Source organism: Cylindrospermum sp. FACHB-282, from assembly GCF_014697195.1.
In the GTDB taxonomy this organism is placed as follows: Bacteria; Cyanobacteriota; Cyanobacteriia; order Cyanobacteriales; family Nostocaceae; genus Cylindrospermum.
Genome location: NZ_JACJRJ010000018.1, coordinates 65,418 through 79,758 on the forward strand (window position 1 = coordinate 65,418; position 14,341 = coordinate 79,758).

General features: G+C 40.8%; 7 protein-coding genes. 5 read left to right on the forward strand and 2 right to left on the reverse strand.

Features of this window, described 5'->3' with window-relative positions; translation table 11 throughout:
• Positions 1-189: 189 nt before the first annotated feature.
• Positions 190-2,049, reverse strand: coding sequence for an NAD(P)H-quinone oxidoreductase subunit F (locus tag H6G32_RS11635; RefSeq protein ID WP_190458277.1), 1,860 nt, complete (start codon positions 2,047-2,049; stop codon positions 190-192).
• Between the two features lie 356 nt (positions 2,050-2,405).
• On the opposite strand from H6G32_RS11635, the gene H6G32_RS11640 reads away from it, so the two are divergent.
• From H6G32_RS11640 to H6G32_RS11660, 5 genes are all read left to right on the forward strand, one after another.
• Positions 2,406-3,674: a hypothetical protein gene (locus tag H6G32_RS11640; protein ID WP_190458279.1), complete on the forward strand. Its 1,269-nt coding sequence runs from the start codon at positions 2,406-2,408 to the stop codon at positions 3,672-3,674.
• A 29-nt stretch (positions 3,675-3,703) separates the two neighbouring features.
• Positions 3,704-5,371: an iron uptake porin gene (locus H6G32_RS11645; RefSeq protein ID WP_190458281.1), complete on the forward strand. Its 1,668-nt coding sequence runs from the start codon at positions 3,704-3,706 to the stop codon at positions 5,369-5,371.
• 102 nt (positions 5,372-5,473) lie between these two features.
• Positions 5,474-5,887 (forward strand): alternative ribosome rescue aminoacyl-tRNA hydrolase ArfB, encoded by a 414-nt coding sequence (gene arfB, locus H6G32_RS11650; RefSeq protein WP_190458283.1) that lies wholly within the window; start codon positions 5,474-5,476, stop codon positions 5,885-5,887.
• 82 nt (positions 5,888-5,969) lie between these two features.
• On the forward strand, positions 5,970-7,508 hold the full coding sequence (locus tag H6G32_RS11655) for a cryptochrome/photolyase family protein (protein ID WP_190458285.1): 1,539 nt from the start codon (positions 5,970-5,972) through the stop codon (positions 7,506-7,508).
• 285 nt (positions 7,509-7,793) lie between these two features.
• The gene (locus H6G32_RS11660; RefSeq protein ID WP_190458287.1) at positions 7,794-9,044 is read left to right on the forward strand and encodes a styrene monooxygenase/indole monooxygenase family protein; all 1,251 of its coding nucleotides are present in this window, start codon (positions 7,794-7,796) and stop codon (positions 9,042-9,044) included.
• Here H6G32_RS11660 and H6G32_RS11665 read toward each other — a convergent pair.
• Entirely contained in the window at positions 9,039-14,183 is a 5,145-nt protein-coding gene (locus tag H6G32_RS11665; protein ID WP_190458290.1) for an nSTAND1 domain-containing NTPase, read from the reverse strand. The two genes, H6G32_RS11660 and H6G32_RS11665, sit on opposite strands and share 6 nt — an antisense overlap.
• Positions 14,184-14,341 lie beyond the last annotated feature (158 nt).

Genomic DNA, 14,341 nt, shown 5'->3' on the forward strand with positions numbered 1-14,341 from the left:
TTAACAGGATTTATTTGAGAATGATTAATATTCATCTTCATCATCCTTTAATCCTTAAATCCTGCTCAGGATTAGAGGATTAACAGGATTTATTTGAGAATGATTAATTTAATCCTCATCATCCTTTAATCCTTAAATCCTGATTGGTAATGGGGAATTTTTTATTGCCCCATTAACTATTAGTTGAATTCAGAAAATCAAGTTTAAAAACTGCACTCCCCAGAATGGCCAGGCTACCCACATTCCTAAGACACCTACTCCTACGAGTACGGTGAAGGCGTAAAATTGGGTTTGTCCTGAGGTGCTGTATTTTAAACCTTCTCCACCTAATAGGGAAAACAAACCAACCAGATTCACGATGCCATCGACTACGAAACGGTCGATCATATCAGCAAACTTAGAAATTTGGGCAACGCCAAGAATAATGGTCATCCGATAGATTTTCGGGGTGTAAAAGTCATAAGCTAGCAAGTCTTGCAGACCTTTCCAAGGCAGGCGAATCGGTTTGGGAATATTGCCTAGATAAATTATGCCGCTAATACTACACCCGAAAATACTTGACCAAATTAAAAGTAGTGCGACATCTTTATTCAGAGTTGCCCAATCTGGTAGCAGTGATAAACTTTGTAATACTAGGGGAAGATGTAGAACAAAGCCCAGTAAAATTACCATTGGTAGAATCATTGGCCAGTGAACTTCAGGCGATCGCTCACTCATTTGTTTGGGTTTACCGCCAAAAATCAAACCAAATTCTCTGGTTAAGCTAAATGCTGTCAAAGCGTTTACAGCTATGACTATTGCTACTAACCAAGGTTGAGCTTCCCACAGTGCATCTGCTAATTTGAACAAGGCCCAAAAGCTGCCTAGTGGTGGAAAACCAATTAAGCCTAAAATACCGACGATGAAGGCTATTCCAGAGATGGGACGGCGTGACCACAGTCCACCTAGTTGGGTTACGTCTTGGGTGACGCTGTTCCAGATAATTCCCCCGGTACTCATTACTAATAGGGCTGATGCTAAGGCGTGGGTGAGTACTAATAACAGTGCGGCTTCATCTTGTCGCACTCCCACGGCGATGAACACCAAACCCATGTAGGAACTGACGGAATAAGATAGACAGCGTTTGACATCAATTTGGGCGATCGCAATTAAGGAACCACCAATTGCTGTCACTGCACCAATGGCCACGATAAAAGAGGAAACTATGGGCGACAGAGTTAAAACAGGTTGCAGTTTAATTAGTATCCATGCACCACTGGCAACTACTACCGAGTTCCGCAAAATTGTGCTAGGAACTGGGCCTTCCATCGCTTCATCCAACCATAAATGCAGGGGGAATTGGGCACATTTACCCATTGGCCCAGCAACTAATGCTAAACCCACTAATGCAATTACTGTAGGATCGACTTTAGCAGTAGTCGCCCATTGGGCTAGTTCGGGAAAATTCCAAGTTCCAGCTAGGGGCCATAGTGCTAATACCCCCATCAGCAAAAATAAGTCTCCCACCCGCTTGGTTAAAAAAGCATCCCTTGCACCTGAGACTACCAACGGCTGACTAAACCATAAGCCAACTAATAGATAAGTTCCCAGAGTCAGGATTTCCAAAATCACATAGCTGAAAAACAAGTTATTACATAAAACCAAGGCACATAGTCCGGCTTCAAATAATCCCAACAGGGAATAAAAGCGCCCCCAGCCCCAATCCATTTCCATGTAGCCCACAGCAAAAATCTGGGCTAGGAAATTCAACCCGGTAATTACCAGCATTGCGCCGACACTCACCGAGGAAATTTCTATAGCAATAGTGAGGTTTAAACCAGCAGTAGATAACCAAGGGATAAATACTTCTTGGGGTGCTTGGTTCCAGGTTGCTTGCAATGCGATCGCATTATGAACAAACGCCAAAAATGTCATTACTAAGTTGACGTAACCTGCTGGTCTCGGCCCAGTTTTCCGAATGATCCCCGGCGACCAAGGTACAGCCAACAACCCACCTATTAAGGCATAGCACGGAACTAGCCAAACAGTCTCCAGTAGAAACTGAGCCATCAACTTACCTCTAAATTTGCAGCAAACATTAGGATTTTTGAGTCAACCGGCGTTGATACCGATTTACTCACATACTTCTGATTAGGCGGATTTATCGTTGCTTAATATTGTTAAATATAGCTTACCGTTATCTGTCACAAAAGGGAATTGATCAATTTAAATAAATTGACGATATTTACTCTAATTAATTCTTATATGTTAAACTATTGAATTAATAAATAATAATCATTGGGTTCTATCTATGAATCAACCCAACCAAAAAATTACCTTTGGTGCAACTCAGCTAAATTTGATTTATAATTGAGAAATTTTGTCAATTGGCAAATTTACTTTCAACAGCAAGAAGGCTCACATTGATGAAACGGCAAATTTGGTCTTTAGCTCAAAAGTTAATTATTAGTGGTCTAGTAACACTATATTGGATGACTCCTGTATTTGCTGTACAAGACGAGCAGCTAACCCGCGCTGAAGTTTACAAGCTGATTAAGATAGTTGAACTGTTGCTGCAAAATCAAACCCAGCGTCCAGCAAAACAAAAAGATGTAATAGTTCCGCGAGATGCAGTTAGGACGGGTGTCAGTTCTGAAGCTCAATTGTTTTTCAACGATAAATCTCTGATTCGAGTAGATCAAAGTAGCACATTCCGATTTGAACCGGGTGTACGTCGCTTTCAACTGCCAAATCGGATAGCCCTTCGGGAAATGATCTTTAAGTTGGAAAATGGCACTACCTTAATTTTGAGTCCACCGGGTAGTGTTGGCACGGAAGTTGAAACGCCAGAAAGTAAAATTAGTATTTTGGCAGTTCTTCCTACTTCTAATAGTAGTGAATTAAGGCAAAATAGCGGTGTTGCTGTGCCAGTATCATCAACTATAACCCCTCTATTTCTACCAGCAGATAAAGCTAGTGCAGTAATGGTGATTCACGATTCTGCACGCAACAGCACACAAGTTTTTGCTCTGACTGATGGAGATATTAAAATCTCTGACCAGCAAAACAAAAAAACTGTTGCTTTAAAAGGTGGTCAGACAGTAGCAGTTAGAAATGGAGTAGTGGGAAAAGTCCAGGAGTTTGATTTACAGGGATTTTATAAATTAATTACTTTGACTGGTGGTATCGGGCCAGGACAAGAAAATTTAGTTGCCCAAGAATCTCCCCAGGTTCAAGAAACACTCAAAGCTGTGAGAATTCAAACTTTGGCAGCATTGAGAAATCAGGCAAAAAGAATAGAGGGTTTTACTAAAACTTTCCTCGCAGATGCTTTAGATGGTACCGAGGGAGATTTGAATCCTCGTCCACGGGCTTCTGTGAGAATTATTAATCCGCAAGTTACTACTGGTACTTTTTTTAGAAGAGAAGGAAATGTTGCCACGTTTATTCCTGATAATAATCCCAACTCTCCAAAGCGAATTTCTGTAGATTTTGATAAAGGTACTGTGACTATTGACGGCAAAACAGGTGTAAGTAATAAAGCTGGTCTTAGTGGTAATAATGCCAGTGGTTCAGTGATCGATGCTAATGGTCAAATAACCCAAATTAATGTTTTTGGGGTCAATGGTGATCAACCCCAAGAGGGGATTCCTTATCGTGGGAGTTTGACAACTGGGGTGGCACGCGATCGCTAATTTGTCTAGATATTTATCTGTGATGGGTGATGATGATCTACAAAAACTTATTATTCCTATCTGGAACAGCAGTATTTTGTTTAGTTTCCCCAGTCCTGGCAATTAATCCAAATGAAGAAAATATTCACAATTTATCTTCAAGCCAGCCTAATAGTTTACAAGTAATTGAGCCAAAAGAATCGGGAAAGTTAGACAATATCTCTCAGAATCATGAAGATTCTAATAACAGCGATCAACGGTTGAACTCAGTATCACAATTATCTGATATTCAACCTACTGATTGGGCTTTTACGGCATTGCAATCTTTAGTTGAACGTTACGACGTAATTGCTGGTTATGCTGATGGCACATTTAAAGGCAAACGTCCCTTAACACGCTATGAATTTGCCGCAGGTTTGCAAGCAGTTTTGGATAAAATTAATCAATTAGTTGCCGCTGGTTTAACTGAGAAAATTAAAAAAGCAGACTTAGAAACATTACAAAAACTCCAAACGGAATTTGCAACTGAATTAACAAATTTAACGGGGAGAATTGACAATTTAGAAGCGCGTAATGCCAATTTAACAGCCCAACAGTTTTCGACTACTGTTGGTTTGGGTGGACAAGTAATCTTGGGTTTAGCAACTGGTTCTGGAGGTAAGCCCCCAGGTAAAGGAGAAGCTAACACAATTCTGACTCAACTCACACAGCTGCAACTGGTGTCTTCTTTCAATGGTAAAGACCGTTTTCGTATTGGGTTGGTGACAGGGAATAGTGCGGGGGATAGCTTTGGCAATCCTGAAGCTTTTAACACTAACATGGCTAGGCTAGCTTGGCAGGCAGATTACGACAATCAGGTAAGATTGGATTCTTTAGAATATCGAGTTGCTGGATTAGGCGATGGGCTACGCCCCGCTGGAAGCGATCGCATTGTTTTCACCTTCAAACCCGTAGGATTCAGTCTAGGCAGTGTTCTCAGCGTTAACTCACCCTACGCTGACGCTGGAAGGGGCGCTATTTCCCTTTTTGCTGGTTCAACTCCCATTTTTAAAATTGGCAGTCTTGACGCTGGTTTAGGCTTTGATTGGTTGCTTTCTGATAAAACCCGCTTACAATTTGCCTATGGTACTAGAAATACTAATGATAGTAACCAAGGTTTATTTAGTAAAGATCATAGTGCTTTGGGAGTGCAGTTATTATATAAGCCAACTGCTTCTTTAATTACTGGTTTGGCTTATATCAATGCCTATGCTAAAGATGGTCAGTTAGACACTGGTACAGGCAGCGGTAATGCTGATACCTCTGGGGGATTGAATGAACCTGCTCAGATTCATGCTGTTAACGCTAGTATGAAATGGCAATTAACTAATCAGGTGGTTTTTAGCCTTTGGGGGGGTGCAGTAATCACTGATTCTGTTAAATCAGATGCTGTTGCCCTGAGTACGACTTATCAAGCATCTTTAGGTTTATATGACCCTTTTGGCAGAAAGGGTGATTTATTTGGCTTGATAATAGGTCAACCGCTAAAGTTGAATAATGGATATTTAATTGCCAACATAGACCGAGGCAATTCTACACATTATGAGGTTTTTTATCGCTATTTAGTAAATGACAATATTGCGATTACTCCGGGATTTTTTATTGTCACTGACCCTGGACATATTTCGCGGAATAATGATATTTTTGTCGGGGCAATTCGGACTACTTTTAGTTTTTAGGCTTTTTAAACTTATTGACATTTTTTGAATTCAAAAAATGTCAAAAAATACAGCGCAGCCTCACAAAGAAATGGTATAAGTAAGCTATATAATATATAAATTATGCTGCAAATTTCTAACAAAATCATTATCGCCGATGGCGAAATCGAAATTAGTGCGATTCGCTCTCAAGGTGCAGGAGGCCAAAACGTTAATAAGGTTTCTACTGCCATCCACCTACGATTTGACATTCAGGCTTCATCATTACCCGCTTTCTATAAAGAACAGCTTTTGAAGTTAAATGACCGACGCATTACCCTTGAAGGGGTCGTTGTGATTAAAGCCCAAGAACATCGAAGCCAGGAAAAAAACCGGGAGGAAGCTTTGAAACGACTCAAAGACCTCGTTAAAAGCGCAGTCATAATGCCCGAAAGACGCAAACCCACTAAACCAACTCGCAGTTCTCACAAAAAACGTCTTGACAGTAAAACTAAGCGAGGACAGATTAAGTCTACCAGAAGGCAAGTAATTGATTAAAATGCAATGCATTCTAGTGTAGCTATACCTTGGATGAAAATATGGTATATACAAGGTTTCTTAAACATCAAGAAGGCTAATAATGATGATTGGAGTTTGGATATTAGGCGACCAGCTTTCAGTTAAACAAGCGGCTTTACAAAGTTGTGGTCATCAGGACAATGTGCCTGTAATTTTGATTGAGTCGCTGCGCCATATTCAAGTAAGACCCTACCATCAGCAAAAGCTAGTTTTGGTTTGGTCGGCTATGCGGCATTTTGCCCAGGAACTGCGACAACTGAAGTATTCGGTTACATACAAAATGGCTGATAGCTTGAGTGGTGTAGCTAGAGATTTTGAAACAGCACTTCAAGAATGGATTAAAGCCAATCGAATTACAGAGTTGCGGGTGATGATGCCAAATGACCGACCATTCACCCAGATGATTCAAAATTTAGAACTTCCTTGCCAAATTACTTTAATTCCTAACAATCATTTTTTATGGAGTACAGAAGAATTTAATAATTGGGCGTCATGTCGTAAGCGTCTGTTAATGGAAGACTTTTATCGAGAAGGAAGACGAAGGTTGCAAATTTTAATGGAGGAAAATAAACCAATCGGGGGACAATGGAATTTGGATCAAGAAAATCGGCAACCACCGAAAGGTAAGTTGAATACACCCCCTGCACAGTGGTTTGAACCAGATGAAATTACACTTGATGTTATTGCCAAAGTTAATTCTCTATCTTGCCAAACTTATGGGGAAGTAGCACCTTTTCGCTGGGGGGTAAATCGCCAGCAAGCACTTCAGGTATTAGACTGGTTTATTCAACATCGTCTAGCAGATTTTGGGCCATACCAAGATGCAATGGTAACGGGAGAAGAAACAATGTGGCACGCATTACTTTCTCCTTACCTAAATATTGGGTTACTCCAACCATTGGAGGTAATTCAAGCAGCCGAAGCAGCATATAAAGAACACCAACTGCCTTTAAATAGCGTCGAAGGTTTCATTCGTCAGGTATTGGGTTGGCGAGAATATATGCATGGTATCTATTACTATGTTGAGGCAGAATATTCAGATAAAAATTGGTTTAACCACACACAACCGCTACCAGAATTTTTCTGGACTGGTAAAACCAAAATGAATTGTTTACACCAGGTTATTACACAAGTGCAACGCACTGGTTACGCTCATCATATCCAGCGGTTGATGGTGTTGAGTAATTTTGCTTTGATTGCGGGAATTTCGCCACAATCTGTAGAGAACTGGTTTCACGCTGCATTTATTGATGGTTATGACTGGGTGATGCAGACAAATGTTATTGGTATGGGTTTATTTGCGGATGGAGGAGTTTTGGCATCTAAGCCTTATGCTGCTTCTGCTAATTATATAAATAAGATGAGTGACTATTGCAAAGGTTGTGTTTATAACCATAAGGAACGTATAGGTCAAAATGCTTGTCCGTTCAATTTCTTCTATTGGAATTTTCTTGACCAACACCGTGAGAAACTACAATCTCAAGGACGAATGAGCTTTATTTTAAAACATCTGGATAAAATGCCTCCTGAAGAATTACAGTCTATCCGTCAACAGGCTCAAGACTGGCACGGTGATTTACAGCTATCTTCAGGTAAATGAACCGCAGTTTAGAAATTTAAACACCTGTAGAGGCGCTGTATGCCACGTCTCTAAATTGAGCATAACTACTGCCAATTTACTCCAGATAACTTAATTAATCCTCAAAATAATTATTCGGCTAAAGTCGGTTTTATTCTGGTAGTCTCAGCCTTTAGTTTGACAGAGTAATAATTTTAATTCAGCCCTTACCATATTACTTAAGTAAGATTTTTTGCGAATGGGTCTATAGGAAAATAAGTCAACAAGAACCTCGTCCTACTATTGATAATTCAAGGAGGATGGAATATGCGACGAATTGGGATAATTGGCGCAGGTCAAGCAGGTCTTTATTTAGGCATTAGTTTGTTAGAAGCAGGCTATAGGGTAACCCTGTTTTCTGAATACACGCCAGAAGCTATTTTGGCTAGTAAACCGATATCGACGACAATGTTAATGCCAGATGCATTGGAACTAGAACGTAACTTAGGACTGAATTTCTGGGATGATGATTCTCCAAGTTGTGAAGAAATTCACAGTAACATATCTGATGCAGATGGAAATTTGATTTTAGTTATGTCTAACATTCTAGAAAAGCCTTGGCAAGCTGTTGATCAACGCCTCAAATTTTCTAGATGGATGCAGGAGTTTGTTTGCAGGGGCGGTGAATTGGTTATCCAAAAAATGACGCCTTTAGAACTTGATCAATGTGCGCCGAATTATGATTTGGTGCTGGTATCTGTTGGTAAAGGTTCCCTCTCAAGTTTGTTTGAGCAAGATGTGCAAAAGTCTGATCATGACAAGCCAAAGCGGCATATAGCAGGGGGTATTTTTACGGGATTAAAGGAAGATTTTTCTGCATTTAAGGTAACTAATATATTTGGTGTTGGTGAGATAATGCTGTTTCCGTTTTACCACAAGGATAAAAAACCCGCTTTCGCTGTTGGTTTTGAAGCTTATCCTGGTGGGGTAATGGATAGGTTTTTGGGGGTGCAAAGTGGCCAGGAATTATTGGAACTGAGTAAACAAGTTATTCAGGAGTTGACGCCGTGGAATTATGAAATTGTAGAGAATATGGAATTGACTGATGATAAAGACTGGCTTTGTGGTGCAATTACACCTACTGTACGTCATGCGATCGCTCATTTGCCATCAGGTGCAACTGTCATGGGTATCGCTGATACGGTGATTTTACATGATCCCATTGCCGCACAAGGGGGAAATAATGCCCTCAAAATGGCTCATTTGGTTACGCAACGGATGATTGAGCATGGTAACCTCAAGTTTGATGAGTCATGGATGCAAGCGGTTTTCGCCGAGTTCTGGGAATATGCGCAGTACGCCAATGCTTTAGCAGATTGTTTGTTAACACCAACTCCTTTTTTACAAAATATTTTGGCGGCTATGGCTGAAAATCCAGAAATAGCTAGAGATTATTTCCAAGGATTTAATCATCCACCCAGTCTGTTTCCTTGGTTTTTTGATGCAGAAGAATGTCAGAAATATTTAGCCAGAAAAAACAGCAGGACTGTGGAAAGTAACTATGTGGCTATTCTATGATTTTTTGCAAATATGACGCTCATCTTCTTTCACGTTTGGATTATTCTGGAGGTAGTCTGCTAATCTCGCACACCCTTGCTGCATCAAGTCATCTAAATCTAAATCCCACAGCATCACCCCAGCATCTTTACCACCACTCAGCAACAATTTACCATTGGGACTAAAAATAACGCTGTTAACTTGATGCGGATGTCCCAAAAGGCTTTTGAGTAATGTGCCGGTTGCGGTGTTCCACAGTTTGATAGTATTGTCAGCGCTACCAGAAGCGAGAATTTGGCCGTCAGCAGTAAAACTCAGGCTGGTTACACCGTCGCTATGTCCAGTGAGAGTATTGATTAAGCTACCGTCAGCGATGCGCCAAAGCTTGATAGAATTGTCCCAACTGGCGGAAGCAAGGGTTTTACCGTCCGGGCTAAATTTTACGGATGCGATCGCTAAACCATGTCCAGTAAAATTCTGAAGTAACCTCCCATCTCTTTGCCAAAGTTTGACTGTATTATCAGCACTAGCAGAAGCGAGGCTTTTACCATCTGGGCTAAAACTGACACTTGTCACCTCATCAATATGTCCCGTCAGCGTTTGTAATAACTTACCATCTGCAATTTGCCACAACTTAATCGTCTTGTCAGCACTACCAGAAGCCAGAATCCGATTATCTGGACTAAAACTAATACTTGTAACTCTGTTATTATGTCCTGTAAATGTTTTAATTAACTGATAATTTTGAGTATTCCAAACTTTAATAGTTTTATCAGCACTAGCTGTTGCCAAAAATTTTCCATTTGGGCTAAAAGCCACAGCATTTATAATATCTGAATGTCCTTTAAAACTTTGTAACTTAGTAAACTTATCTCCTTGCCAAATAGTGATATTTCCATCCCAACCAGCAGAGGTAAATATTTTACCATCCCCAGTGAAATCAGTACTATTAACATTGTCTACTAGGGGTTCATGATTCGGCACCTGCCAAAATTTAATAGTTTTATCAGCACTAGCAGAAGCAATAACCTTACCATCTAGGCTAAAGCTGACATCTCTAACTTGTTCACCATGCCCTTTCAAAGTAGCCAATAAACTCCCATTTAAACGCCAAAATTTAATAGTATTATCAGCAGATGCAGAAGCTAAAATCTGACCATCCGGACTAAAACTGATGCTATTAACTTGTTCATTGTGAGATTCCAAACTTTGTAATAACTTACCATCAAAATTCCATAACTTAATAGTTTTATCACCACTAGCAGAAGCAATATATTTACCATCAGGACTAAATTTAACACGAGTAATGCGTCCCTTATGTCCCACCAGACTTGTAATTAACTTACCATTTGATACCTGCCAAAGCTTCACCACATTATCTTCACCACCAGAAGCGATAACCTTACCATCAGGACTAAAGCAAACAGTATTTACCCAACCATCATCAGCATTCCATACTTTAATTAAACCGCCATCAACGCGCCATAACCTTACAGACTTATCCAAACTACTAGAAGCAATCACCTTACCATCAGGACTAAAACTGATATCCGTAACAATATCAGAATGTCCAGAAAAAGACTTCCTTAACCTACTATTAATTTTAAAATTTCCTCCTCTTTTATTCTCTTGGCGTTCTTGGCGTTCTTGGCGGTTAGTTAAAAAAAACTTCTTACCCAATCCGACATCATTAATAAAAACTTTAATAATATTATCAGCACTAACAGCGACAAACCTCCCATTAGGACTAAAAACTACAGATGTAACTCGGCTTTTAAATCCCGTCAAACTTCTAATTAATCGCCCATCTAAACTCCAAAACCTTACCGTTTTATCATCACCAGCAGAAGCGAGAAACTTACCATCAGGACTAAAACTGATAGCATTAACTTGTTGACTGTGACCTAGCAACCGATTTAATTCTTGAGTTTGAGTAACAGCTTGCTGAAAACTCGCCGTAGTTGCAAATTCGATATTTTTTGGTGGAGCAAAAACCTGCTTAAGTTCTCGCCCAGCTTTTACACTTGCAATTAAAGCTTCCAATTGCTGATTAGATAATAACAAAGCAGCCGAAGAAGCATTCAAAGCCGCAACTTCTCGCAGTTGAGCCGATTGCTTTTGGAAGTAAGCCAAACCCCCGAAAGCACTAGCAGCAATACCCAAAATACTAATAACTGCAACAGCCCGTTGCGCTTGTCTGAGTCTCTTTTTTTGCTCAAATTGCTGTCGCCCTCTAGCTTCTAAACAAGCAAAAATAAAGTGTTGGACATCTTGAGATAATTCATCTGTATATTTAATAAAAATTTCTTCAGCTTCCCCTAGACGAATACCTGACAGCAAAAAATCAGCTTGTTCATCGTGATGTTTCCATAAAGCAGCTGCTTGCTCAACTTGCCGTTGCGATCGCAGTCTACTACGATTTTCCTCCAACCACCAGCGCAAAGTTGACCAATAACGGATAAGGATTTCATGAACTACTTCTATCGTCACCACCGAAGAAGAAGCGATGAGAGACACTTCCTCACCTTGCACACTCCCCACCACCACCAACTTTCCAGCAGTTAAAGCTTGCAGAGTTCTGTCCACCAACAAAACCGGATATCTTTGCACAACCAACTCAGACTTAAAAATCCGCCGCCGAGTATCTTCCGTACCCTCCCCTAATTGCGTTAGTGAAAGAAAAATCCAGCGCGTGCAATCTTGAGCCTGACCATCTAAACCCTCATAAACCCCCTGGGCCTTCCGTTCCAACGCACCTTTAATCCCACCTACCTGCTGTTGATAAGCGAACAGCGTCAACACACCCCCTTGACGGAACTCCCACAACTGTTCAAGCACAAATTCCAACAGCGGTAAATCTCCCGCCGAGTGGTTTAACTCCTGTAACAAAACTTCCACCAGTCCCGGTTCTACCTTTAAACCCACTTGTTCCGCTGGGTTAACAATTACACGGCGATAGTCATCATCACCCAGATTTGGCGGTACCAAAACACTCGACTGCTGCAACCACCTAGCCATTGCAGGAACTTCCAGACAAGCAGCGATAAAATCAGCCCGTAAAGTAATTACCAATTTAAACTTATCAGGCGCATACTCTACCGCCCCCAACACCAACTCTAAAAAGCGCTGTCTATCTTCACTCGGCGCCAGAGTGAATAATTCCTCAAACTGGTCAATTACCAAAACCACCATTGGTTCCTGTCGGCTACGCACCCAGTAGACAAAGCCTTCCACCCCCTGGTATAGCATTCCCTCTAATAAAAGATGGGGCGGTGGCTGTAAGCTTTCCCCTCTCGCCTCCCCACTAAGTCTGCGTGCTAAAGCTTCCAAAGGACATGTACCCGGACACAAGCTTTTTATCCACCAAGAATCGCTACCAGGGAGTTGTTTACCATGACGCAACTGAGCAATTAATCCCCCATGTACCACAGAAGATTTACCACTACCAGAAGCACCCACCACAGCGAGAAATGATTTGTGCGCTATTTGGCTAATTAAATGCTGAGTTAAAGTTTCTCTACCGTAAAAATATTGGGCATCTTCTTCACCAAAAGCGCGTAACCCCCGATAAGGGCAAATTTTTAAATCCAATGCTGCTGTATTGCTGCGTCCACCAGTAGTTGCAGGGATGATTTCCATCACACCCTGAGTACCTGATAGCCAAATGTGTAAATTGAAAGCACCAGCCAGGTATACTTGCAATTGGGTAATCCAGCCAGCTACTGATAAGCCAGCGGGTTTGGTAGCAGCTTGCAAAGTATCGATAAGCCCTTGAGCAAACTGTTCAGGATTAGCTTTGCCAGAGTTAGCTGCAATAATACATTGTCCCGTCTCAGAGCCAAGTTGCAAATCTTCTACCCATTCCTGTAGAGATGCGGTAAACCCTACATCAACTACAGGACAATCTAAAATAATGATTTGTTGCGCGACTTGGGAAAGACCTAACTGTTGTTTTAACCAAGAACGACCCAACCACATATCTTCTAACAAAACAAAAGCCGCTTCTCCAGTGGGGGTTTGAGCCAAGCGTCCCCGCAGATATAACAAAACTGTAACTGGTTCTTCAAGTCTCTGTCGCTGTTTTTGACTGAGTGAACCCAGGCAATCTTGAATTGCGGCACGGATATCTTCAATCGTTGTGGTTCCAGAACGAGGTAAATACTCCAACTCAAAAGCAGCAGCACTAGCCAAAACTTTACTAAAATCTAGCGTCTTCTGAGAACCGCTAATTCCTTCTATTACCAGTGCTGTTCTTGGAGGACGGGATTCAGGAATTGCCGGAATTGCCCCTAAAATGAGTTCTCCGACTCCTTCGACAATTCGCTTCGGTGTTTGTAGCGGGTATTCGCTAAAAAGATGAGTATCTCCTTTACCTCTTTTTTGTTGATTAATTAATCTTAACTGTTGATTTGTTTTATCTATATATTGCAAGGTTTGGTGATAAACATAGCGATAAAGTCCATCAGCAGAAATTGCCCCTTGAGCATCTGCGGCGTCGCCTTGTAAACCCCGCATTAAATAATAAGTAAATACCCCATGACCCAGTTCCGGAAATTCCCAAGATTGTTGATTTGTATCGCAAGAAAGTAAAGCATAAAAACCTTTACTTTTCGTGGCACGTTGATGTAATAATTCCACTAATTGCGGTGTGGGATTCGTCCCCCTCAGTGTCATTCCCCCACTATGACAAGCATCTAGCCATACTAACTGATTCTGTGCCTTACTATTACCTAATAGCTGCAACAATTCCTGTACAGCTAAAGCTGTATTTGGTAAATCATCTTTTTGTGTATCTGCTAAACATAAAAATGCTTGCTCATTTTGGGGATGAAGCATTCCGTGTCCAGAAAAATAAAAGAGAATTGTATCCAGTGGTGCAGCAGCAGCACTTATTCGCTGTAAATTTGTCTTAACCGTTGCTAACAGTGATAATTCCTGAGCAAAATCATGATAAATCTTTACTTCTCTTTGCGGAAATTGCTCCTTTGTTGCACCTACTAAAGCTTCTGCTAATATCTGACAATCTACTGCTGAGTAGCGTAATGATGGGAGTTGTTTATCTTGATATTCGTTGACTCCCACCAGCAACAACCACAGTTTAGAGGTAATTGTTTGTTTACCTGGAGTTGATTGACTGGTAGCAACACTGCGTGGACACATTTTTTTAATTAGAAATTAAAAATTAAGAATTCAAAATTTTGCCATTAGGTAAAACCAGAGTAATATTATGGCTAGTTTTACAGGTATTTTTAGGTAAATGAACTACAAGTTGAAAATTAAAAACCCTGTAGAGACAAGTCATGCTTAGTCTCTACACT

Bases quoted from the DNA above. Each gene is read 5' to 3' on its own strand.
- H6G32_RS11640 (WP_190458279.1), top strand. From the start codon at position 2,406: ATGAAACGGCAAATTTGGTCTTTAGCTCAAAAGTTAATTATTAGTGGT.
- H6G32_RS11665 (WP_190458290.1), bottom strand. From the start codon at position 14,183: ATGTGTCCACGCAGTGTTGCTACCAGTCAATCAACTCCAGGTAAACAA.
- arfB (WP_190458283.1), top strand. From the start codon at position 5,474: ATGCTGCAAATTTCTAACAAAATCATTATCGCCGATGGCGAAATCGAA.
- H6G32_RS11655 (WP_190458285.1), top strand. From the start codon at position 5,970: ATGATGATTGGAGTTTGGATATTAGGCGACCAGCTTTCAGTTAAACAA.
- H6G32_RS11660 (WP_190458287.1), top strand. From the start codon at position 7,794: ATGCGACGAATTGGGATAATTGGCGCAGGTCAAGCAGGTCTTTATTTA.
- H6G32_RS11645 (WP_190458281.1), top strand. From the start codon at position 3,704: ATGATGATCTACAAAAACTTATTATTCCTATCTGGAACAGCAGTATTT.
- H6G32_RS11635 (WP_190458277.1), bottom strand. From the start codon at position 2,049: ATGGCTCAGTTTCTACTGGAGACTGTTTGGCTAGTTCCGTGCTATGCC.